Below are 21,893 nucleotides of genomic sequence, written 5' to 3'. Positions count from 1 at the left end.
TGGATTAAAATCAACAGATGATAGTTTTTGACCTTTCAGCCGACTGATGATTTCATTTTGATACCCATCCATTGACCATTGAATCAGCTTGAACACCTTATTTACATTAACATCATCACAGGGATTTATCAATATTCATACATGAATTGCAATTGCCCTCTTCCCAGCAATTGATGATATTGCTGTTCAAGATGAGAGGCAGATCCGGCACACTTTCCAGAAAAAACGTACCCAGGAAATTAAACACGTTCGGGCTTTCAGCAAAACATCTCATTTTCACCTGTGTTGCCTGTCTCATCCGTTCAATAAAATCCGTTTCTTGCATGTCAATTAAATTAAATAGTATAATCAGTCCATAATCTATTATAATGATACAACGCTTTCTTATTTGAAAATAATACAGCAATCCTTTCCCGACCGGCACTTTTTTACAATCCGATTAGTCGAGGCCGTTCATACCCATTTTCCGCAAATTCCATAAAGGCTGCATCCAGAATTCGCTGCTGCTTGTTCTCATCAAGATTTTGAAACTTATCCGTAATTGCTTCTCACCCCCTCAAAATCATGATTATTCGCTTAAGCTTCCATTTAGACCATATCGGTCGATTTTATAATAACATGTTAGACCGACCTGGTCAATTTTATACTTTCTTTACGATATAAAGAAAAATCGGGATGGCGCACATCGCGCATCCCGATTTCTTTTTACTCAACCTATTCTTCCGAGTTATCCGGTGTTTCTGAATTATCGTCAGGCGCCTGGGAGGCCTCAGGATCTTCCATGTCTTCAGGTACATCCTCTGGCATATCTTCTGGCACATCCTCAGGTGCATCCGAACCATTCGACAGGTCCATATCATCCAGCAGAGCTTCTAATCGCTCATGATTGCTGCGGCTTCTTCAATTGCCATAGATCCTGCTGATAGGACTCCAAACAGCCGGAAAATTCCTGTAACTGCTCAATCTGCTCCATAATCGGATCTGTTGGTTCGTCCTGTTCTTCAGATTCGCCTTCCTGACCTTCTTCATCTTCCTGCTGTCCATCATCCTGACCTCCGGAGTCAACGATGTTCAGCATTTCCTCAAGCGCTGCATCAAAGTTGGCCTCCATCACAATTTCATCTTCATAAGCCACAACGACCCGTTTAACTTCCGGCAGTGACGTCTCATTGTTCGATTCGATATAAATCGGCTCAACATAAATAATGGTATCTTCAATCGGTATAGCAAGCAGGTTACCGCGAATGACTTCCGATCCACCTTGTGACCATAAGTTTAATTCCTGGGAGATCTCACTATCCTGATTGATTCTGTTTTCAATCTGCTGTGGACCATATATATTCCGTTGCTTAGGAAATTCATAGACAAACATGTCGCCGTAATTCTCACCGTCATTTCGCACGCCAATCCAAGCAACCATGTTTTGCCTGTTTTTCGGTGTATACGGCATCATCAGGATAAATTCTTCCTCGTCCTGATCAGGCAATGCCATTGTCGTATAGTATGGTTCCATTTCGATATCCTCATCGAAATAGCGCTCTGTCGGAAATTGCCACGTGTCTTCACGATTGTAGAACATTTCTAAATCGGACATATGATACGTTCCATACATCGAAGCCTGAACCTTAAACAGACCTGTCGGATAACGGAAATGGGCTCGTATATCTTCAGGCACTTCCTCCGTTATTAAATCAGGGAATATGTTCTGGAACGTTTGCATCAGCGGGTCATCGAGATTGGAAGCATAAAAATTAACGTCACCTGTATAGGCATCAACCATTACTTTAATTGAATTCCGAATATAATTCTCATTACCCTGAAAAGGTTCAGAATAAGGATAATTCTCCGCCGTCAAATAGGCGTCAACCATCCACACAAGACTGCCGTCGTCACGCGCGACCAGATAAGGGTCCTGATCATAAGTGAAAAACGGCGCAATTCGATTGACACGGTCCATAATGTTTCTTGTTGCAAGTAACTGACTGTCTTCCGTTAACTGATCGGAAACAAGCATCCGGAAATTACCTTCAGTCAGTGCAAATAATAAACGGTTAATACCACTCAGCTGAATACCGGTGTCCGCTTCATACCGGTTGTTCACATTTTCATCGCCTGAAGGGTAGTCAAATTCATCCACTTCACTATTGGTGATAACATTCGGATAATCCTGTTCACCAAAGTAGATTTGCGGACGCTCAATGTCCATGACACCTTCAGGAGGCAGATCCTGCAGCATATATTCCGGCTGTCCTTGTTCTGTCACCTCGTTGACATGACTCATCGAAACACCATACCCATGTGTATACCGCAAATTCCGGTTGACCCATGTTTGGGCCTGTTCAGGCAGGTTGGATGTATCCAATTCCCTTGCACCTAAAAATACTTGCTCATATTCACCATCAACTTGATAACGGTCAACATCGACATCATTGAACTCATAATACGTACGGAACGTCTGTAGTTGATTGTAGACATCAAGTAATGGCCGCACATCATTCATCCGCACATTATCAATTGTTCCTGCGTTTCGCTCGACCATTTCAGCATCAAGCGAATTATTTCCCGGGTGCTCTTGCACATTCATATCGTCTAAATCATAAGCAGCTCTTGTATAATTTAAATTATCCTCTAAATAAGGCTCTTCCATAGCGAATTCATTCGGAGAAACAGCAAAGTTCTGAACAGCCACAGAGGCACCTTGCCCCACAACGACTAATCCGATATAAACAGCAATCGGAGTCAGCATTGTTTGGATGTTGCCCCTTACAAGTTTTACTATCATCCAAATAGTCATAAGAACAGCCACTGCTGCCAGGATATATGCTTTTGGAATATTGACGACATCGTCCGTATAGCTCAGGCCTTCCACAATACTGTTCTGAAACAAGTTGACCTGTGTTGTCGACAAGGTTCCAAACGGCTGCAATAAATGATAACCTGCTAAAAGCAGCCCGATAAAACCAAGTGTGAGACCCAAATGCAACTGGGCGGAGCGGCTTTGCCGATACATATAAAACACAGAATATGCACCAATTTCCACAAGCAGGAAAAAAATGCTTAAGCCCAACAGGACAAAAACCACTAATTCAAGAATCGGCAAAATATAAACGTAGAAAGAAATGTCCAGGCCAAAATATGGGTCCGTTTGCCCAAATGAAGCATGGTTGATCAATTTCAAAGCACTTTCCCAACCGACACCCTGGATGATACTGCTCCCGAACAGCCCAATAACTGCTGATATACCGAGCATAATCAGCGTCATCCATTTTTTCTTTGTCAGGATGGGCGGTAACTGGCTTGAATCAAAATGCTTTATGTATGACCGGCGAATCCAAAATAGCGTAAAGAATGTACTGATTGCAAACAATAGAAAACCGGCAACACCGAGCAATACTTTACTTGTCAAAATGGTTGTGAAAACACTTGAATAATTCAGTGTATCCATCCATATATAATCAGTGACCAGCTGCAGCGAAAATAAACCGATTATAACTGCAATAATGATCGCAAGTATGACATAACCAATCCAGTTAAACTTCCGGTTCCATTTTATTCTATTTTGATTAGAACCATTTGAACCTCCGTCAAAAACGTCCAATTTAAATCTCTCCCCCTTACTATCTATTGAAGAATAACAAACTACCAAATTAAGGGTGAAATACTTCACTCGCAATTACAGTGAAAGATCCTCAGATTCCATCATACACGACTCATACCTGAAATTAAAATGATAGTCCTTATTTTTTACGATTCATCGAGGGATGAGGTTTCAAAATATTAACGTTTCATTTTGATTGTCATTTATCACGATCTTTTTCCTGATCTTCCCTTACATTTGAGTCGAATTCCTCTGAAAACTCAGTCTGCAGCCGGCCCGTTTCAGCTGATCTTTCCCGTTGTTCTTCAAATTTTTCATCCTCAAGATTTTCGACCATGTACGTATGAATAAAAGGTTCACAGCACGCTATAAAAAACGCAGCCATCAGAGAAGTCGTGATAATGGGGATGCTTGCTTCTATAAAGATACCGCACAGCAGCCAAATGGAAAGAAATGACAGCGGGAAATCTGCAATAGACGCTGTGACATTTCCAAATCTGCGCAGAACAAACAAATCACCGATGAGATAAGTGATTCCTGTCGCCAGTACACTGACCCAAAATAAATTCGTCAAATTCGCATTATAAAAAATACCAAATAACGAAAAAACGGTAATACCAATCGCAATCGCTTTGATTCCCAATGTTTTTAAATGAACCATGTAATGAGACCCATCCTTTCCTATTTTCGTAACAGTTATAGTGTGGCTGAAAAGAATGGGATTATACATGGCACTTGGACATTGGGGGTATCGCTCATGGCAGATTATAAAAAGGTCAGGTCAACGCTTGATCTCTGGATAAAAGACGCAACCGGGAGATTGTTCCTCAAAACCTACAAATTAACAAACTGGCGCAAAATGTGAATACCGCTGTTAGTCTATACCGATTATTGCAGTGCCTCGTTTATTGAATCTTTGGTAATCTTTGAATGTGAGGTATGCCAGAGCACTTCTTTATTATGGATCAGAAAAATCTGTGGCGACTCATGTTTAACATCAGTCTCTTCCGCAATCTGATTGGATATATCTCTGTTCTCAATCACCTTAACCATATAAGCATCCAGGTCATCCCCGGCTGATTCCAGATATGTTTGATACTGTTTGAACGCCTCTGCGCTGATAGGACAAGTGGTACTATGCTTGAAAAAAAGGACCGGGTTTTCCTTTGACTGTTCCCACGCCTGTACCAATTCGTCTTTTGACTCTAAATCTTTTAATTCAACCATTTTGATGCCTCCTTAAATTTTATACTTCACGTTCAGTTCAAGTTCAAGCCCCTTCACAAAATTTAGCAATTCGGCGTCAACCTTCTATAACTTTCACATGAACCTTCCTTGTCCTTGGTCCGTCAAATTCGCAAAAATAGACACTTTGCCATGTGCCCAGAACAGGACTGCCGTCAGCAATAATCAGTGTCTCACTTGCTCCAACAACAGACGACTTCATATGACCGTCAGAATTGCCTTCCATATGGACATAATCCGGCTTATTCGGAAATGTCTCATCCAATCCACGTTTCAGATCCGTTTTGACATCTGGATCGGCATTTTCATTGATGGTAATGGCTCCTGTTGTGTGCGGGCAGTAAACAACCATAATGCCATCCTGCACACCACTCTCGGACAGCGCCTCATCCAAGTAGCCATCCAAATTCGTAAACGATTGCTTTTCATTTGTTGAAATCGTGAATGTATGTAACGTTTTTCCCACTGTTATCAGCTCCTTTTGCAACAGTTCGGCCAAAGATTCCACGGATACACGTCTGGCGGGAAGGATTCATTTTCCGTCATATCCTTCTTCGTCGGGTGTTCAAACGCCAAAGCATTCGACCATAGTGCTATCTGCTGACCTGGCTTGTTCACCTTTTCCCCATATTTCTGATCGCCGTAAATCGGAAAACCGGCTGACGCAAGTTGTACACGGATCTGGTGCGGCCTCCCCGTGTGCAGGTTGACCTGTAATAAACTCAAACCATTCGCCGTGCCATACACCTCATAATCTAAAACCGCTTTTTTCGCTTTTTGAGTTTTCGGTGAAACCACATGCACTTTGTTTTCCCGGTGATCTTTCAGCAAAAAATCCTCTAATATGGCTTTATCCTTTGAAGGTCTGCCGCGCACTACAGTTAAATAGCGCTTATCAAATGCTCCCCTGCGTATCCCATCCGAGAGACGTGAGGCTGCCTTGGATGTTTTGGCAAACACCATCACCCCGCCAACTGGCCGATCAAGCCGGTGAACAAGCGCCAAATAAACATTGCCCGGTTTCTGATAGCGTATTTTGATATTGTTTTTCAGCATCGTCAATAAATCGTTATCCCTTGTATTGTCTTCCTGAACAGGTATATTAACCGGCTTTTCCACGACAAGAAGATGATTGTCTTCGTAAAGGATTGGAATGTTCACCAGCTTACACGTCTCCTTCAAAAATGTTAGTTATAGCATAACATATCTGAACCCGCATTCTCAGGTTTATTGATTTTTTCACATTGCCTGTCTGCAGCAACACCAGCCGACCCGATTTACAGCACTCATTTAGATCAACCTAGTTTCAAGCCATATTTAGTGGCAAACCCAACCAGAAATTGTGAAATTCAGTAAACGGCTGCAAAAATGCGGGAGATGCACTATTTGCGCATCTCCCGTAATTATTATATTTAGGTTGTTACAGCTTCTGCATTTTCACGTACTTGTTTCAGTGCACCACTCCAGGCTATAACCTGATCCAGCATTTTATTTGCATTATCTGCATGATAGTCGGCAGGTTTGAACACGCTGAAGTTTTCAAAGTCGGTCATTAGCGAGAATGTAACGGCTGTTTGAACATCCGCCACCTGAAGCTCACCGAAGATCAGACGCAAGTTCTCATGTGCACGAGTACCGCCCAGGCTGCCATAACCAACAAGTCCGGCAGCTTTGTTGGCAACTTCCGGTTTCAAGTGATCCAGAGCGTTTTTAAGTGCACCGCCTACCGCATGATTATATTCCGGCGCGACGACTATATAACCATCAAATGAAGCCATTTTTTCTGACCATGCTTGGATGGCTGATTCCGCTTCTGCCTGCTGTGCTTCAGGTAACGATGCACCAAGCATTGGCAAAGGATAGTCAGCAAGGTCCACAACTTCATATGCCGCATCATCATTGCGTTTAGCTGCAAAATCATGAATCCAATTCGTAACAGCCTCCGCATTACGGCCTTCTCGGACACTGCCTAAAATAATACCTATATTTAACATGTTTATCCCCCTATACTAAGATGTTTTGAATTCATATTATCTGAATTCATTATTTTAATTGAACAAAAGCATCTTATCATCAATCACATTTATATTCAATTCATTTGCTTTAAATTTATAACAAACTTATAAAAAGTAACCACGATACCATTATGTTCATACACTATATACACGAAATAAAGTTATGCAAAACGGTTGCCATTGCACAACTTTATTTCCCGTTTTATTAAAATGGAAATGCCGAATCTTTTTCCTTTTGAATCTCACTGAACACATTAACCCCATGGATAAGATCATCGGCAAGTCTGTTCAATCTGAAGATCGCATCATCATCCACAATTTCCTTCTGGTAGTAGCTTTTTTCTTCCACAAACACATACTTTGCTATAATAACAGCTTTCATATAGGACAAAATTGGTTTAAGCTGATGCTCGGGCACTAAGTAGTGTTTAGAAGAACCCGCTGTTGCAACAATACCGGCAACTTTATCTCTGAAAGCCTCATTAGGAAGCAGATCAAAAAGGTTTTTCAACGATCCCGGTATGGACGCCTGAAAAATCGGTGTTCCAATAATGTAAGCATCCGCTGACATGATTGTTTCCAATACCGATTTTGTATCTCCGCTGTAATCGCGATAATCCCGGCCGTCACTGAAAACAAGCTCATATTCTCCTAAATCAACTAGCTCCGTTTCAATCTCCTGATGATCTTCACGAACTTTATTTAAAAATCTGTTCAACGGCAATACGTGTTTTCGAACCGACAACAGATCCTGCTATGCCAACAACTTTCAAAATATATGCCCCCTTAAAACGTCCACGTATAAGCGAATTGCTCAATCCATTTTAATTTTCTTTAATGCTATTTTACACAAAATACTTAAACAATACATCTAATTGAACTGGAAGAAACCTTTTTAATATATTTTTTATACTTGATTTATTTTTTATACATGATAAAATCTCTTATAAGAGGTGTTGCAAATGAACACAAAGGTTTGTCCTTATATTGAGGCTTCTTTTGATATTATCGGCAAAAAGTGGAATGGGCAGATCATACATTATTTATCGTTATGTCAAAACAAAACAGCACATTTCTCGGATATTAAACGGGATTTATCCGGCATCACACCCAGATCACTGTCCATCAAGCTGACCGAGCTTAATGAATCCGGGCTGATTGATAAGAACGTTACAAGCGACCCCTCGGTTGTAATCACTTATTCATTAACGCAAAAAGGCACCGACCTTGCCAATAGTCTGAAACCAATTCAGGAATGGGCAAAAAAACATTTAAATGTGGAAGAAAACATTTCATTGGAAAGCGGGGATCATTAAATGGAACATAACAACAACATGGTATGCAATCCGGAAACAGGCGTGTGCGGGCCTGCAGGGGAAGATGACATGCAGGTGATTGATTTGAGCAAGCCAAAGAAGACAGTCGATCTTTATTATGTGACAGATCCGATTTGTTCACACTGCTGGGCGCTGGAACCGGTTTTACGCCGCTTCACAGAGCAGTATGGTGATTATTTTAACGTTAAGGCAGTAATGGGCGGGCTACTCGAAAAATGGGGTGATGGCCCGGTTGATCCAGCAAATGGCATCTCAGGACCAGCTGATGTCGCAGGGCATTGGAGGGAAGTCGGTGAGCAAACACGCATGCCGATTGATGGTACACTCTGGTATGACAACCCTATTCACTCGTCTTATCCGCCTTCCCGTGTATTTAAAGTCATTCAACAACAAAATGAAGCTTTAGCTGATGTTTTCTTACGACGTGTGAGAGAAGCCGTTTTCCCTTTCAATCAAAATATTGCAGAAAAAAATGTTTTAATTGAAATCGTCAATAAGCTGGGACTTGATGGCGAATGGATTGTCAATGAAGCCGAATCACAACAGGGTGAAGAATTATTAAATGAGGATTTCAAACTTGCTGCGAACCTTGGCGCCAGAGGCTTTCCAACCATCATCATGGTGAACGAAGACAATCAAGGCGTGAAAATTGTTGGCGGCCGCCCACTTGAATTCTATATTTCCGGGCTGAAGCAGGTCATGGATAAAGATGAGCTCGAACCTAATCAGCAACCGAAGCTTTCAAAGCTGCTTGAACAAGAAGAACTGCTGTTTTCAAAAGAAATTGAAGTGATGTATGACCTTGAACAACCAGACGTTACCGATTTTGCTGAAGAAGAACTCGCATCTGGTGCTTATGATGTGAAAGAAATACTTGATGAAAGGTATTTTGTGAAACGATAAAAATAATAACACAATTCATATTGATTTTAAGCCGTATTTCGCCCCTGGAAATACGACTTTTAAAGTCATATGAGGCACCGAAGCCCTTACTAAGATTCATTTTCCTCAGGCATCTCAATTGTCACCCGGTTGCGTTCTTCCCCATCTGCGCTGATTTGCCAATAGCTGTAGTCCGGATCAGCCCCGGCAAAATTTTTATCAACTGTCACGATCAGCTTCTCCTGTTCATGTAAAAAGACGGGGTCAGATACGTATTCATAAAATGACGTTAACTGTTCGGCCTGTTTTGTGTCAAGATCCATACGAAAAGCCTCATAAACAAACGTGTTATTTTCATCGGTCGCAGCCACATCGGAGAACACAACGTACGTGCCATCCGGGGATATTGTCGGTGACGAGATGATTGGTGCTTTGGATGCAAAGTCACCTTCTGGCACGATTGTTTCTTCAGTTCCATCGTCAAGTGAATGTAAAACAAGCTGATCCTGACCATCATTGGTTACATACATCAGTTGTTTGCCGTCAGGTGTCACCTCAAGCGATGACATACTGTATGCTTGTTTGTCTGTTATCTGTTCAGTTTCCCCCGACTCAAGATCCATCCGGAAAATATCGAAATCATGCGGCCGCTCGGATGCAATAGGTGAATAATTTTGATAAACACTTGCTTTTAGAAAGTATAATGATTCGCCATCAGGCGCGAATGCAGCTTCTGTTATATAATCGCTCGTGTTCATAAGTGTTTCAACCGTTTGACTGGACTTATCCAGCATACGTAACTGGCTGTATTGCCGCTCGTCCTCTTCCGTTTCTTCCACCCATTGTTCGACAAATACAATTGTTTCACCATCCGGGGAGAATGTCGGATTCAGAAATGACTTGCCTTCATCCGGTTTTGCCAAAAGTTCAGCCTCTCCGCCACTGACAGGAACGGTATACAGGGCTGCATCATCATTGTGATAATACGAAAAAACGAGTTCATTATCATCCAGTGATATATCAGTCGATTGGCCAAATCCGGAAAAACCATCAGGCGCGTCAGCTAGTGAACCCGCTCCCCAAAGCAGGAGGAATAAAAAAACCACCCCGCCGATAAAGCTGATATTTTTCATTTTGCGTGACATCAAATTAAGGCCTCCCTCAAGACAAACGAAGAATTATTAACGGAATTATGATCGACAACACAGAAATACCAAGCCCGGTTAATAGTGCTAACAAGGGCTTCTTTGAAATGTAACCCATTTGGAACTTATAGGCAATAAGCCAAATAATAATGGGACTTATCGTCAGAATAATGGCTGTCGCTTCTAAAGGGCGCACGGAAAAAGCAAGCGTAGCCCACAGGAAAAACAGACTGATACCTGTAACAGCCAATCCAAACAATAAATTAACGATATAACTAAACAGTATACGTACGCGCTTTTGCGGCTTGTTTTCAGTCGAGCCACTCGAATAATAAGAATTTCGTATAACAGCTGTAAGTCCCAAGCCAATCAGAATCAAGAGGTAAATGCTGAAGCTAATCGCCTGCCATTGAGGTGTTCCTTCCATCATTGCCAGATTAATACCGTTCCAGATAACATTGACAAGCAACGCGATATTAAGTACATAAGCATAACGCCCGACAACCGAAATGTTAATAGCAGCCAGCGTAACCGTTCCGCCTGTCAAAAGCTGAATAGTCAGCCAGACGGGAATTGGGTTATGAAGGAAAAATGCCGAGATTAAATAAAATATAACACCAAATAATATCGTCCCTATCCCAATCACATATAGCAGACCGCGCTGGTATGGGTACATTGATTCCTGCAGCTGATGGCCTACAACATCTGCCGCACCAAATTCCTCCAGCACCTGTTTTTCAGCCTCTTTTTCCGTCAAGCCATCATCAATATATTGCCATTTTGCCTCTTCCAAATGGCCAATAAGTTCTTCCCGTATTTCCTCCCGTTCATCGTCGGGACTTTGCATTTGCTCCAAAATCTTTTCAACATGTTTTTCAATTCGCGTCATGATAAATCTCCCGACGTTTTTGTAATCAGGTTATGAACATTGTTCCATTCTTCCAGTTTCTTTGCCAACTCAGCCTTTCCGTCATCCGTAATGCGGTAATACTTACGCCGTCCATGATTCGTTTCAAACCAATACGATGTGAGCCATCCTTTTTTCTCCATCCGCTTCAACGCTGGATACAATGTCCCTTCCCCCATGTTATACAATTGTTCACTCTTTTCCTTCAGCACTTTGACCATTTCATAGCCATACATATCGCTTTCATTCAGCAGATTAAGGAGCAAAATATCAATGCTGCCCTTCATGATTTCACGGTCCATCTAATCTCACCTCTTTTCACTATTGTAATACGATGTACATCGTAATGCAATGGTATGGATAATTACCGAATAATATCAAATGCTAAATTTTGAGGTGAGTAACTTGAAAAAGCAAGGCAAAAAAACGTTTAAAAAGCGCACACAAGCAAATCAGGACGGCGAATTAAGCGTAACGGATGGACTTAATACCCAGCATCCATTAAAAAAAGAGGATGATGACACCGGCGATTCGGTTGATGAGCATAAAAAATTGGAAGCTGCCAATGAGGTTATGGCTGAGGAAGAAATAGAACAGCTTAACCGTAATTTATGAATTTTATAATCATGAAAGAGGTATCGCAACGTTCACGATACCTCTCATCTCTTTATTAAGCCTATTGCACTTTTTGAACCTTAACGGCTGTGCCATACGCTAAAAGCTCTGCTGCTCCGCTTGCCACCTGAGACGTTACAAAACGGATATTAACCACCGCATCTGCCCCTAACTCCTCAGCGTGCTGAACCATCCGCTGAATCGCCCGCTGCCTTGATTCTGTCAGCATTTCGGTATACTCTGTCACCTCTCCGCCAACGACATTCCTGAGTCCGGCAACAATGTCCTTTCCAATATTTTTGGCCCGGACGACATTTCCTCTGGCCAATCCTTTGAACTCGGTAATTTCATATCCGGGAATAGTTTCAGTATTGGCTAACATCATCTTGATCTTCCTCCCTCTTAGCTTTAATCCTGTCTTGCAAAACTCCGATGAACACTAACAACGTTCCTAACCCACCAGCCAACATAGAACTGATCACCAGTAAAAAATTGTATATAAGATTATTTGCGAAAAAAGAAAAGGTGAATGATAAAATATATATTAAAGTGGCTAATAGCATAAGGATAATACCAGTGCGAATCATAAGCTTCTCCTCGTGGCTTTGTTATTCTATAGTGAGTGTATGAGTAAAATACGTTGATAAGACAGAAAAATTTCAATACAATATACATTAGGAGGGATAACATGTACCTGATCGTTGAAGACAAAATAAAAGAATCCATCGAAAACGGCGACTTTGACAATCTGCCGGGAAGAGGAAAAAAGCTTAACGTACGCGACGAACTCCCAGGCCTGTCCCCGGAATTAAATCAGGCTTATAAAATTTTAAAAAATGCCGGCTTTGTACCAGAAGAAGATAACGCCAAAAAAAGCGGTAAGGATATAAACGATCATGATTTAATGACATATGCAACCGATGAGGAATATAAAAAAGGGGCCAAGAAAAACAGACGAGTCGATGAACTTGTTGAAAAACGAAAACTGCACCGCAATCCAAAGTTTCCATTTTATCGTAAAAAGATTCTTAATAAATTGTCCAGATAAGAACTGGTTAAGATCTCATGAAGTGTTGTCGCCAGTTCTTTTTTATGGAAAGACCCAATATACGCTTTAAAATTGCAAATGCTAGCACATGAAAAGAAATTGAAGGGACAAACACCCGAGGAGCGTATCAGTGAAATTGAAAGTGAATTTACTGAAATTACCACGCACACATTAACCCAACCTCTGTTCACACATCTCAAACAACGGACATCCCTCACAAATTGGTGTTGCCTTACAATGAACCTTCGCATGCTCTACCAGCAGTGCATGATAGTCATTCAGTACTTGCAAATCGCTCGGCACCGCATCCTCCACTTGTTTCTGAAAGGTGTCATAGGATGTCGGCATATTTAAACCAATTCGATAAAAGATTCGCCTTGCATAGGCATCAACAACAAATACCGGTTTATCAAACGCATACAGCAGCATAACATCAGCAGTTTCACGCCCAATACCATTAATCGTAAGCAGCTCATTTCTTACTGTCTGCTTACCGAGCTTTTTAATCGTTGGTATATTGTAATGATAGGCTTTAAACCAATCCAAAAAAGCTTTGATTCGTTTAGCTTTAATATTAAAAAAGCCGCTGGAGCGAATCAGCTGGGCCAATTCGTCAGTTCTCAGTTCTTCCATCCGCTCAGGATCCAGATACGGCTCAACATTCATTAATGCCTTTTCTGCATTATGCCAGCTCGTGTTTTGGACAAGAATGGCGCCAATCATCATTTCAAACGGCGTATCGGCCGGCCACCAATGCTGCGGGCCGTAATAGTCGAGCAATTTATTATAAATTCTTTGATAATTATTTATCATCACGTGATACCCTCAATTTTGCGGAATAATTGCTTTGACGGCATTTCGGACCAGATGAAAAGGGGCTAATCTAACTCGATTGACAGAGCTTCAGCGCAGCGCTGCAGAATTGTGTAAAAACGCTTTAGATTCCAGGGGCCCGCTGTAGATTTGCAGATAATCGCTATAGATTGTCTTATCCAACCCCAGTATATTAATCCATAATAGTGAAAAGATCCGAAACGGTCTTAAATACGTTATCAGGTTTGGCAGTGAATTCTGATGTCTGGTACTCAGGGAGCCATTGAACGCCTGCTGTTTGAACATTTGCCCGATTTCCAGCTTCAATATCAGCGTCACTGTCTCCAATAAACATTGCCTCATCGTTTACAACATCCAATAGTGATAAGGCCTTGGTTACCCCCTCCGGATGCGGCTTGGATTTTTCGACATCATCACCTGTTATAACCGCCTCAAACCGGTTATCCATCTCAAGGGCTTTTACAGAAATATCCAAACTTCTTCTCGCTTTCCCCGTTACAATTCCTAATTTAACGCCCCTGTCATTCAAATACGTCAGCATATCATTTATTTCTGCGTTCGATTTGACCAATTGCTGATGATTATCCGTATAGCTCTTGTAAAATAGTTCAATAGCCTCTTCTTTATTGCTATTTGTGAGATTTTTTTGGATAATCTCCGTTTCAGAAGGTCCGAACATTGCCCTTACGTCATCATCAGAAAGCTCCTTGCCGTCAAACGTCCTGAAAACATCCTGAAACGCCCGATAACAGACGGGTAATGTATCAGCTAACGTCCCATCAAAATCAAAAATTATCGCCTTCACAAAAACACTCCCCTCCGTCATTTACCTGCAAGTCAATATTACCAGATTCCAAGGGTAATATTCCACTTGATAAAAAGCGCATCGCTATATGTTTAATCAAATTTAAGAAAGAAAAAACCCCCACATCGAAGTGGAGGTATTTACTACTCATTGATCGTTATTTTCTTCATCGTCTTCTTCAGATTTCCCATACTGATAGTCGCTGGGATCAACAGGTTCCCAGTCTTCGGTAGGCTCATAGAATCGCAGCAGGTCACCATTCAGGACCTCATCATTCAGACTCAGTTCATAGTGGACCTGATCACGCAATTCTTTCATTTCATCGGTCGGTTCCTCAATAACTTCGTCTGTTTCATTATTATAAAACTTTTCTTGCACATAACTGTAGTCTTCAGTCATAAAGTCGCCATTACGGAATGCTGCAAAGTCCTTATGCTCCTCAGAAAACATGTCAGTACCGAACTGAATATAGTCCTTGGAATCGATGCCCAAGAGGTGCAGCATTGTCGGCATGACGTCAACCTGGCTGCTGAATTCATGTTTTGTACCTTGGCCTTCAACACCAGGGACACGAATCATAAATGGTACCCGTTGTAAGTCAGCAAATTTTAATGGTGTTATTTCCTCACCCATGATTTGACTCATGGCTTCATTATGATTTCCGGAAATGCCATTATGGTCACCATAAATCATAATGACGGAATCTTCATACAATCCTTGTTCCTTCAGATCTTCAAAAAACTGCTCCAACGACTCATCCATATAACGGGCAGTCTGGAAATAACGATCAACCGTACCATTACCTGTTTGAGCCGGCTCGATTGACGCTTCACCTTCATCCAATACAAACGGATGATGGTGTGTCAGTGTCATCATGTGCGCATAAAATGGATCATCTTGCGCCGCCAGATCCTCAAGCATCGGCATGGACTGTTCAAAGAACGGCTTATCCTTCAATCCATAATTGATAACATTTTCCTGGCTCATATCGTAATACTCATCGTCATAAAACTCATCAATGCCAAATTGCTTATAAATTTGATCCCGATTCCAGAATGAACCCTCGTCACCATGGAACACAGCACTCGTGTAATCCTGCTTCTGATCCATAATGGCCGGCAGCGCCTGATACGTGTTCGTGCCTTTCGTTACAAAAGCAGAACCCTGTGGCAAGCCGTACAATGAATTATCCAATAACAGCTCTGCATCTGCGGTTTTACCCTGTTCAGTCTGGTGGAAGAAGTTATCGAAATAAGTGAAATTCTTGCTCTCATCATTAACAAGCGAATTCAGGAATGGTGTCACTTCTTCCCCGTTCAATTCATAATCAATTACGAATGACTGGAGAGATTCCAAGTGGATCTTGATAATATTTTTGCCTTCAGCCGTCCCGAAATACTCAGCGTTCGGTTCAGCATACTTCCTGTCGGTATAGCTTTCCACTTCCGTTAAATCTTCACTTGAAGCCATTGAACGCTGAGCACTTACCTCAACGGACTGTACCGTGTTCAGCACGGCGAAACTGGGCAAACCGAGATATTTGACAATATAATTATTGTCAAAAACCCGCTCCAACAGCTGCGGCCGGTCTATCTCCGCCAAGCCCAGGTTAGCAGCAAACACAAGCACACCTGTGGCCAGCACCGCAAATGGCTTTTTGAAGCTAAAGCGTGCCGGGGACCAATGCACTTTCCGTTTGGCAAACAAAACAGCCAGGATAACAAGATCCAGCGCATAAAGGAGGTCATGCCATTGAGCCAGTCCCAGGAAACTATTGCCGATACTTCCGATATTGTCCGTCTGCATCATCACCTGAATGGTAATAAAGCTGCCATAATCGCGGTAGAAAACGACATTGGCATACATAAACAAGGTCAATAATGTGTCTATAATCAGCAGCGCAATACCGAATCGTTTCCCTTTAAAAAACAACGCAAAGCCCAATAAAATCAGACCTGAACTCAAAGGGTTGATAAACAGTAAAAAATGCTGCAGCATATTACTGACGCCTAAACTAAATTCCGTAATATATATGATATACGTCTTCATCCAAAACAGGACTAAAGCTAACAGAAAAAATCCCATCTTGGTAGATTTTAAGTTTGTTAGTTTTTTCACTTTCACTCACTCCACATTTTTTCTTACTGACTTTCAGTTTAATTTCAAATCAGTCTATTCCCTTTTTTGAGGATTTAAAACCTTTAAAGGGCATTTCAAATTTAACAGACTCTATTCTACACCCATATCTTTATTTTGTTAAGTGTTTGTTAAGTACATTTTAATGGAAATTTACTCTAGATTTTTTCACACCTTATCATATGATACTTTTAAAGTAAGCTGTCTCTATAGAAAGTTCATCTTATTGTCAAATTTTCGTGAGTGTCAGTTTGATTTTGGCTGCTGGAGGAAATAATCCGAAAGAAGGAGGGAAGTTCCCGATGGATAAACATATCGTGTTTTACGATGCTGAATGCCCGTTGTGCCGAACAGTAAAAGCAGTATTGAAGAGGCTTGACTGGAAGGGAGCTATTTTCTGGTTTCCTGTTCAAAAAGTGAGTGAATCAACAAGAGAGAGAATTAACGCCTATAAAAATATGTATGATGAAATCTATATGTATACCAAAGACAAAAAAGTGCTTACAGGCTTTTATACGGTTCGCAGGATTCTTTCCGTACTGCCTGCCACCGTCCCTTTAGCTGTTTTACTCTATTTTCCGTTCATTGATTATGTCGGTGATCCGGCATACCGATTTGTTTCGACACGCCGGTACAAGTGGTTTGGGAGAGTGCCGTATAACAATCAGTGAGTTAAAGCGACCGGGGCTATTTTTATATCCGGACAAGCCGGACACCCATCATTTCAAAGTGATAATCAAACGCAAAAATCGTCTCAATTTGCTGTTCGTTCATGACTGCCACACTTAACGCATCACAATATGAAATTTTATGTTCGCAGTATTGATCAAGAATTTGCAAAGTGTTTTCTCTTATTGAAGGCGTAATCTCCACAATCATGAAGGAATCATCCGTCACCACGGTGTCGAGAAAATAACGGGCAATATTGAAACCTGACCGATATCTCAGGAGGCTATAGGTCTCAGTCACAACGGCATCCGAAAGAATCAATCTGCTGTCTTTTAATGATGCCGCAATATCTCGTGATTTCTCATGATATTGATCTTTAACATCGTTTAACGCAATCAATGCACTGGTGTCCAGAAAACATCTATTGTTTCTCATTATCATGTATCTCCTGAAGATAATCATCATGGTTCACTGACAAATCCTCGGCAGATTCAACCATATAACTCTCTGCTTTGCTTGCCATTTCGAGTAAGGGGTTTCCCTTCTTTTGATTATTTGACGTATACTCCCGGATGGCTTCTCTCACAATTTCGGCTTCAGATAGCCCCTTATTTTGAGCCAAATCCTTTAAAGCCTTTTCATCCTGTTCTGTTATATGAAATTGTTTCCGTTTCATGGGATACTCCATATTGAACGCCTCCTACACATAAATTATATGCAAGGTGTGTAGTATTGTCAAATTTTTTAAACAATTATACTTGAAAAGAAAGACGGCATGGGTTTATTGATTCACAGTCAATCCGCCTTCAAAAAAATAAAGAGCTGCCGAAACAGCTCAATAAACTTTGTCATCATAATCTTTTTGAAACAGGAATCCAAATGTCACTTTTTACGGAAGGTGAAGTTAAGTCTTCACTTTTAATGGACAGGATTTCTGGGCCTTCTGTTACCTGGTAGTCAGAAGATGGCAGCCACTCCGAGTAAATCTTCCCCCAAGTTTCCTGCAGTTTATCAGGAAATAATCCTGTTGATTCGAATACCGCCCATGTTAAGGCAGGAACTTCAAGTTTTGAAAAATGGTCCGGGGATTCTTGTGATGTGGCCACGCCAATATATTGATCAAGCCCTCCTTTTTCTTCCATACGCCCTTCTGAAAAGTTTGTTGAAGCCTGAATGATCCCATTAGGTTCAACATCCGACAGTTTTTCTAATTGCTCGAATTCCTCCGTCGTCAAGGATTTCCACATTTCTGCAATTTCCGGATTTTCGCCTTCAAACATGATGGATACTCTTTTCATGAGACCAACGATATTGAATGCTTCTTTCTGTTCAATGCGATAATTCATCTCAATCCCTCCACTAATTGATAATTGGAAAGTCATTGGTGGATAAGCTTTTAATGGCTGGCCCTTATTTCTTGCTTCTGAAGGTGTGATGCCATGTAAATTTTGAAAAGCCCTTGTAAAAGCGTCCGGTGAATGGTAGCCATATTTCATCGCAACATCAATTATCTTTGTATTTTGATTCATGAGTTCAGCTGCTGCTAAGCTCAGTCGTCTGCAGCGAATGTATTCTGATAAGGTCATACCTGATAGAAAAGAAAACATCCTTTTGAAATGATATTCCGAACTGTGAGCTAATCTGGCCACGATCTTGAAGTCTATTTCGTTTGTCAGGTTCTCCTCAATATACGCCATGGCATCATTCATATTCTTAAGCAAATCCACTTGAGCCTCCTTTATCCACAGAAAAACAGGGATTAAATGTATCCACCCGACATTTTGTGCACCGTTTTTGCAGGAAAGGGATTCTTCCTGCTAATTACCCGCTTTATCCTTTGCCGATTCAAAAACAACACCATTTGTTGTCTGGACTTTTACCGGCTCAGTTATTTCATCCACGCCGATGTCAATATACGGGATTTTATTCTCATCCTCACCTTCTACCATTTTCACAGTGATTTCCGTAGGTCCACGCTTCGTTATATTTTCTACCTCAATTTCTTTTCCCATGTATTCTTCACCGACCCTTAACGAAACTTGTTTTTTCCCTTCAGAAATGGTGGAAACTCTATAATAGTTTTCTATCCCTTCTCCTCTTACATAGTTGTGCTCTCCTTTATCAATAATCCAATAGCCCTGTTCAGAGAAAATGACCAACCCAATCGTTGCAAAAAATATGATCGGTAACATGACAAGACTGATTTTATCCCGTTTCTTGAATTGCTGTGACGCTTTTCTGCGGATTAAGAATGGCAGGAACAGTGTACCAGCAATACTGATGATTAAAAATCCTGCTGCTAAAAATAGATATCCCATACCTTCAAACCCGCCAACAACAATCAAGCTATAGACAACAATAACAACAGAAAAAAGAAATGTGATGATTGGGGCTAAATAATACTTGCCACTCCTTTTAGATGCAATAAACGTAAACATGAAAAGAATACAACCCAAAAACATACCGCCCAGCGTAATCAAGTACACCACGTTAACGCCTCCAGTTTTTTATAGAAATAACTGCACAATATTGTCGAGGAATATAATGATCATTAAATCAGTTATGAAAGATGTCCATACCCATTTTTTGTTGAAAAAGGTGATGGTGAATACCAGCAGAAAGACGGCAGCGGGCATGTAAAATAAGAATATGGCGCCTTGGAAGGAAGCAAGTATCATCGCTGCAGATTCCACATCATAGTAACTGAAACTCGAGTAAAAAATATAGAACAGAATAATTGCCCTTAAAGCAATCAATAATAACTTTAATCCGGTATTAAACTGAACCAATTTTTTCAGGGGTTTTACTTCAACATCGTTGGCGTAATCAGGTTCGGGAATATTTTCGTCGAAGTTCACCGTATTGGCGTATAGTTTTCTGCAATCTTCACAGTCTTTGATATGATCTAAAATGATTTGTTCAGGTTCATGATCCAAGTCGTTTATAACTGGGATTAACTCCTGGGATAACAGATGAATTTTCTTATAAGCATCCATTTAATGACCTCTCTTTAATCATTCTTTTTCTCATTCTAAACACATGAAAAGGGTGCTAACGTTGTTATGGTGGGTGTGAACCAGGATGCGGTTGAGGATGTTAAGAAAGAACTTAATCTGGAAACGACAGGGTACTTTTAGTGACTGCGAACATTTCCTCAGAAGAAGAAACCAAAAACTATATTCAACAAGCAGAAGATAAATTTGGTGCTGTTCATGGATTCGCAAGCGTCGCTGGAATTTCGGGTGAAAATACAATACTCAGTCTTTTTTCCTTTCAAATTTGCTTGTACAACCCTTCTATTTATTAGATAAAAGTAAAGAGAAGCTGTATCATTAACAGCTTCTCTTACGATCGACAAATTATTTTTCCAAAAGTTTTAGCGATTCGCGGTTGAATGCAGGAAAGATCATCAGGTGTTCTGCTTGTTACAAGGTTCCCTACTACTACCTCTTCATCTTTTACAGTTGCTCCTGCATTTTCCAGGTCTTTTCGTACGGAAACAAAGCTCGTTAGCTCTCTTCCTTTTAGCAGGTCTGTATTAACGAGGAACTGAGGACCATGACAAATTGAAAATACTGGTTTATTGCCCTGCAAAAATGCTTTTGCGAACTCACTATTCTTCGGATTAATACGTAGTAAGTCAGGCGAAAAACCGCCAGGAACGAGTAATGCATCATAATCGTTTGCATTCACTTCATCAATTCCCCGGTCTGCTTGTATTTCGTCGCCATTTTTACCATTGATTGTTCTGTTTCCTTCATTACTGATAATATCTACCGTATGACCAGCTTCTTTGTAAGCTTTCACAGGATCGGTTAATTCAATTTCTTCTACCATGTCTGTAACGAGAACAGCAATATGTTTACTCATATAAATCAACCTCCTTCTACACTTAACTTATATTGTAACGAAATTTACATAACTTTGTAAAGAATGACTTTCCAACAAACCTATTGCAGTGATGCACCAGACTTATTTGGTTAGCTTTTCAACAATTAATCCCATTTAGCAGGAACAGCTTGATTATTACTTCGTTAAATTAAAACTCATCTCAATCAAACGATGAATATCTTCATTATCATTAGGGTCTGTACGTTCTAAAACAAGCGTGTACCAATGCTCCTTGTTCATATGATGTGCAGGTAAAATATCTCGTCGCTTTCTTAGACTTCCATTTAGCTCGGGTGAACACTTTAGATTCAGAATTTCAATTTCTTCATTTCCATCCAATTCTAATTTCTCCGGATGGACATTCATCACAAGACCATACCATTTTCTGTTGGTTGCATGCCTTAAAACAGCATAGTTTGGAAATTGCTTAAACGGATAATCCGGCAGTGTATCGTATTTTTCTCTGACATACTTAAAGATATCGTCTCTTGTTTTAACATGACGCAATCACCTCTCCTGCTATTTAATTTGAAACAGATCTTGACGTTTTTGTTCTAGTTTTAGATATTGTAATTCCAGTGTACGTCATTCCAAATCCCTCTGGGCATTTGGCAGTGTCACGTTAATTTTTCATACACTCTATCCTGCCAATCTCCGGGCCCCTTAATTGTATGTCGTAGTTTTGCAATGGTTATCATTCATAAAAGATGTGCGCCCGATTAAAGCATAATCGAACGCACATAATCTTTAAACAACTTTATTATTG

General features: G+C 40.8%; 25 protein-coding genes and 2 pseudogenes. 5 read left to right on the top strand and 22 right to left on the bottom strand.

Annotation, left to right across the window (positions count from 1 at the left end):
* Window positions 1–714: 714 nt before the first annotated feature.
* The 8 genes and pseudogenes from Len3610_RS17085 to Len3610_RS17050 all read right to left on the bottom strand — a co-directional run bounded on the left by Len3610_RS17085 (window position 715) and on the right by Len3610_RS17050 (window position 7,631).
* Window positions 715–855: a hypothetical protein gene (locus Len3610_RS17085; protein WP_176449001.1), complete on the bottom strand. Its 141-nt coding sequence runs from the start codon at window positions 853–855 to the stop codon at window positions 715–717.
* 25 nt (window positions 856–880) lie between these two features.
* Window positions 881–3,598: a UPF0182 family membrane protein gene (locus tag Len3610_RS17080; protein WP_176449000.1), complete on the bottom strand. Its 2,718-nt coding sequence runs from the start codon at window positions 3,596–3,598 to the stop codon at window positions 881–883.
* Window positions 3,599–3,797: 199 nt separating this feature from the next.
* On the bottom strand, window positions 3,798–4,259 hold the full coding sequence (locus Len3610_RS17075) for a YndM family protein (RefSeq protein ID WP_176448999.1): 462 nt from the start codon (window positions 4,257–4,259) through the stop codon (window positions 3,798–3,800).
* A 227-nt stretch (window positions 4,260–4,486) separates the two neighbouring features.
* A complete protein-coding gene (ytxJ, locus tag Len3610_RS17070) occupies window positions 4,487–4,825 on the bottom strand; it encodes a bacillithiol system redox-active protein YtxJ (RefSeq protein ID WP_176448998.1) in 339 nt (112 codons plus the stop codon).
* Between the two features lie 76 nt (window positions 4,826–4,901).
* Entirely contained in the window at window positions 4,902–5,309 is a 408-nt protein-coding gene (locus Len3610_RS17065) for a secondary thiamine-phosphate synthase enzyme YjbQ (protein ID WP_176448997.1), read from the bottom strand.
* 5 nt (window positions 5,310–5,314) lie between these two features.
* The gene (locus Len3610_RS17060; protein WP_176448996.1) at window positions 5,315–6,004 is read right to left on the bottom strand and encodes an RluA family pseudouridine synthase; all 690 of its coding nucleotides are present in this window, start codon (window positions 6,002–6,004) and stop codon (window positions 5,315–5,317) included.
* A 251-nt stretch (window positions 6,005–6,255) separates the two neighbouring features.
* Window positions 6,256–6,837, bottom strand: coding sequence for an NADPH-dependent FMN reductase (locus Len3610_RS17055; RefSeq protein ID WP_176448995.1), 582 nt, complete (start codon window positions 6,835–6,837; stop codon window positions 6,256–6,258).
* Window positions 6,838–7,063: 226 nt separating this feature from the next.
* A pseudogene (locus Len3610_RS17050) lies at window positions 7,064–7,631 on the bottom strand (NADPH-dependent FMN reductase).
* A gap of 189 nt (window positions 7,632–7,820) precedes the next feature.
* On the opposite strand from Len3610_RS17050, the gene Len3610_RS17045 reads away from it, so the two are divergent.
* Together Len3610_RS17045 and Len3610_RS17040 are read left to right on the top strand one after the other, a co-directional pair.
* Window positions 7,821–8,174 (top strand): winged helix-turn-helix transcriptional regulator, encoded by a 354-nt coding sequence (locus Len3610_RS17045; RefSeq protein WP_176448994.1) that lies wholly within the window; start codon window positions 7,821–7,823, stop codon window positions 8,172–8,174.
* A complete protein-coding gene (locus Len3610_RS17040) occupies window positions 8,175–9,098 on the top strand; it encodes a DsbA family protein (RefSeq protein WP_176448993.1) in 924 nt (307 codons plus the stop codon).
* Between the two features lie 89 nt (window positions 9,099–9,187).
* On the opposite strand, the gene Len3610_RS17035 is transcribed toward Len3610_RS17040, so the two are convergent.
* The 3 genes from Len3610_RS17035 to Len3610_RS17025 are packed head-to-tail and all read right to left on the bottom strand — an operon-like array spanning window position 9,188 to window position 11,431.
* Window positions 9,188–10,225 (bottom strand): TolB family protein, encoded by a 1,038-nt coding sequence (locus Len3610_RS17035; RefSeq protein WP_176448992.1) that lies wholly within the window; start codon window positions 10,223–10,225, stop codon window positions 9,188–9,190.
* Between the two features lie 13 nt (window positions 10,226–10,238).
* The gene (locus Len3610_RS17030) at window positions 10,239–11,111 is read right to left on the bottom strand and encodes a permease prefix domain 1-containing protein (RefSeq protein ID WP_176448991.1); all 873 of its coding nucleotides are present in this window, start codon (window positions 11,109–11,111) and stop codon (window positions 10,239–10,241) included.
* On the bottom strand, window positions 11,108–11,431 hold the full coding sequence (locus tag Len3610_RS17025) for a PadR family transcriptional regulator (protein WP_176448990.1): 324 nt from the start codon (window positions 11,429–11,431) through the stop codon (window positions 11,108–11,110). The genes Len3610_RS17030 and Len3610_RS17025 overlap by 4 nt, the downstream gene beginning before the upstream one ends.
* Window positions 11,432–11,534: 103 nt before the next feature.
* Here Len3610_RS17025 and Len3610_RS17020 point away from each other — a divergent pair, with 103 nt between their 5' ends.
* Entirely contained in the window at window positions 11,535–11,744 is a 210-nt protein-coding gene (locus Len3610_RS17020; protein ID WP_176448989.1) for a hypothetical protein, read from the top strand.
* Window positions 11,745–11,805: 61 nt separating this feature from the next.
* On the opposite strand, the gene Len3610_RS17015 is transcribed toward Len3610_RS17020, so the two are convergent.
* The gene (locus Len3610_RS17015) at window positions 11,806–12,129 is read right to left on the bottom strand and encodes a YbjQ family protein (protein ID WP_176448988.1); all 324 of its coding nucleotides are present in this window, start codon (window positions 12,127–12,129) and stop codon (window positions 11,806–11,808) included.
* A gap of 303 nt (window positions 12,130–12,432) precedes the next feature.
* Here Len3610_RS17015 and Len3610_RS17010 point away from each other — a divergent pair, with 303 nt between their 5' ends.
* Entirely contained in the window at window positions 12,433–12,792 is a 360-nt protein-coding gene (locus tag Len3610_RS17010) for a DnaJ family domain-containing protein (RefSeq protein ID WP_176448987.1), read from the top strand.
* A 171-nt stretch (window positions 12,793–12,963) separates the two neighbouring features.
* Here the strand turns inward: Len3610_RS17010 and Len3610_RS17005 are convergent, their stop codons facing one another.
* The 3 genes from Len3610_RS17005 to Len3610_RS16995 all read right to left on the bottom strand — a co-directional run bounded on the left by Len3610_RS17005 (window position 12,964) and on the right by Len3610_RS16995 (window position 16,516).
* Complete coding sequence (locus Len3610_RS17005) at window positions 12,964–13,605, bottom strand: endonuclease III domain-containing protein (protein WP_176448986.1); 642 nt, start codon at window positions 13,603–13,605, stop codon at window positions 12,964–12,966.
* A 193-nt stretch (window positions 13,606–13,798) separates the two neighbouring features.
* Window positions 13,799–14,431: an HAD family hydrolase gene (locus Len3610_RS17000; RefSeq protein ID WP_255259668.1), complete on the bottom strand. Its 633-nt coding sequence runs from the start codon at window positions 14,429–14,431 to the stop codon at window positions 13,799–13,801.
* 147 nt (window positions 14,432–14,578) lie between these two features.
* Window positions 14,579–16,516, bottom strand: a complete 1,938-nt coding sequence (locus tag Len3610_RS16995; RefSeq protein ID WP_176449726.1) for a lipoteichoic acid synthase — start codon at window positions 16,514–16,516, stop codon at window positions 14,579–14,581.
* 353 nt (window positions 16,517–16,869) lie between these two features.
* Here Len3610_RS16995 and Len3610_RS16990 point away from each other — a divergent pair, with 353 nt between their 5' ends.
* Window positions 16,870–17,238, top strand: coding sequence for a thiol-disulfide oxidoreductase DCC family protein (locus tag Len3610_RS16990; protein ID WP_176448984.1), 369 nt, complete (start codon window positions 16,870–16,872; stop codon window positions 17,236–17,238).
* Between the two features lie 22 nt (window positions 17,239–17,260).
* Here the strand turns inward: Len3610_RS16990 and Len3610_RS16985 are convergent, their stop codons facing one another.
* From Len3610_RS16985 to Len3610_RS16955, 7 genes and pseudogenes are all read right to left on the bottom strand, one after another.
* A complete protein-coding gene (locus Len3610_RS16985; protein WP_176448983.1) occupies window positions 17,261–17,671 on the bottom strand; it encodes a type II toxin-antitoxin system VapC family toxin in 411 nt (136 codons plus the stop codon).
* Window positions 17,658–17,924, bottom strand: a complete 267-nt coding sequence (locus tag Len3610_RS16980; protein WP_176448982.1) for a ribbon-helix-helix domain-containing protein — start codon at window positions 17,922–17,924, stop codon at window positions 17,658–17,660. Before Len3610_RS16980 ends, Len3610_RS16985 begins: the two co-directional genes overlap by 14 nt.
* Before the next feature lie 163 nt (window positions 17,925–18,087).
* Complete coding sequence (locus Len3610_RS16975) at window positions 18,088–18,963, bottom strand: AraC family transcriptional regulator (protein ID WP_217994037.1); 876 nt, start codon at window positions 18,961–18,963, stop codon at window positions 18,088–18,090.
* Window positions 18,964–19,053: 90 nt separating this feature from the next.
* Window positions 19,054–19,725, bottom strand: coding sequence for a YesK family protein (locus Len3610_RS16970; RefSeq protein WP_255259667.1), 672 nt, complete (start codon window positions 19,723–19,725; stop codon window positions 19,054–19,056).
* 18 nt (window positions 19,726–19,743) lie between these two features.
* The gene (locus tag Len3610_RS16965; protein ID WP_176448981.1) at window positions 19,744–20,232 is read right to left on the bottom strand and encodes a hypothetical protein; all 489 of its coding nucleotides are present in this window, start codon (window positions 20,230–20,232) and stop codon (window positions 19,744–19,746) included.
* A gap of 363 nt (window positions 20,233–20,595) precedes the next feature.
* Window positions 20,596–21,106, bottom strand: a pseudogene (locus tag Len3610_RS16960) (type 1 glutamine amidotransferase domain-containing protein).
* Window positions 21,107–21,262: 156 nt separating this feature from the next.
* A complete protein-coding gene (locus tag Len3610_RS16955; protein ID WP_176448980.1) occupies window positions 21,263–21,634 on the bottom strand; it encodes an MmcQ/YjbR family DNA-binding protein in 372 nt (123 codons plus the stop codon).
* Window positions 21,635–21,893 lie beyond the last annotated feature (259 nt).

This window comes from Lentibacillus sp. CBA3610, assembly GCF_013373365.1.
Taxonomy (GTDB): domain Bacteria; phylum Bacillota; class Bacilli; order Bacillales; family Amphibacillaceae; genus Lentibacillus.
The sequence above is the reverse complement of the archived record's forward strand: the minus strand, read 5'-3'. Positions and strand labels throughout refer to the sequence as shown.

Excerpts from the sequence above, each read along its gene's own strand:
- Len3610_RS17085 (WP_176449001.1), bottom strand. The coding sequence starts at position 855 with ATGGACCTGTCGAATGGTTCGGATGCACCTGAGGATGTGCCAGAAGAT.
- Len3610_RS17075 (WP_176448999.1), bottom strand. The coding sequence starts at position 4,259 with ATGGTTCATTTAAAAACATTGGGAATCAAAGCGATTGCGATTGGTATT.
- ytxJ (WP_176448998.1), bottom strand. The coding sequence starts at position 4,825 with ATGGTTGAATTAAAAGATTTAGAGTCAAAAGACGAATTGGTACAGGCG.
- Len3610_RS17055 (WP_176448995.1), bottom strand. The coding sequence starts at position 6,837 with ATGTTAAATATAGGTATTATTTTAGGCAGTGTCCGAGAAGGCCGTAAT.
- Len3610_RS17045 (WP_176448994.1), top strand. The coding sequence starts at position 7,821 with ATGAACACAAAGGTTTGTCCTTATATTGAGGCTTCTTTTGATATTATC.
- Len3610_RS17040 (WP_176448993.1), top strand. The coding sequence starts at position 8,175 with ATGGAACATAACAACAACATGGTATGCAATCCGGAAACAGGCGTGTGC.
- Len3610_RS17030 (WP_176448991.1), bottom strand. The coding sequence starts at position 11,111 with ATGACGCGAATTGAAAAACATGTTGAAAAGATTTTGGAGCAAATGCAA.
- Len3610_RS17025 (WP_176448990.1), bottom strand. The coding sequence starts at position 11,431 with ATGGACCGTGAAATCATGAAGGGCAGCATTGATATTTTGCTCCTTAAT.
- Len3610_RS17015 (WP_176448988.1), bottom strand. The coding sequence starts at position 12,129 with ATGATGTTAGCCAATACTGAAACTATTCCCGGATATGAAATTACCGAG.
- Len3610_RS17010 (WP_176448987.1), top strand. The coding sequence starts at position 12,433 with ATGTACCTGATCGTTGAAGACAAAATAAAAGAATCCATCGAAAACGGC.
- Len3610_RS17005 (WP_176448986.1), bottom strand. The coding sequence starts at position 13,605 with ATGATAAATAATTATCAAAGAATTTATAATAAATTGCTCGACTATTAC.
- Len3610_RS16995 (WP_176449726.1), bottom strand. The coding sequence starts at position 16,516 with ATGGGATTTTTTCTGTTAGCTTTAGTCCTGTTTTGGATGAAGACGTAT.
- Len3610_RS16990 (WP_176448984.1), top strand. The coding sequence starts at position 16,870 with ATGGATAAACATATCGTGTTTTACGATGCTGAATGCCCGTTGTGCCGA.
- Len3610_RS16985 (WP_176448983.1), bottom strand. The coding sequence starts at position 17,671 with ATGAGAAACAATAGATGTTTTCTGGACACCAGTGCATTGATTGCGTTA.
- Len3610_RS16980 (WP_176448982.1), bottom strand. The coding sequence starts at position 17,924 with ATGGAGTATCCCATGAAACGGAAACAATTTCATATAACAGAACAGGAT.
- Len3610_RS16965 (WP_176448981.1), bottom strand. The coding sequence starts at position 20,232 with ATGGATGCTTATAAGAAAATTCATCTGTTATCCCAGGAGTTAATCCCA.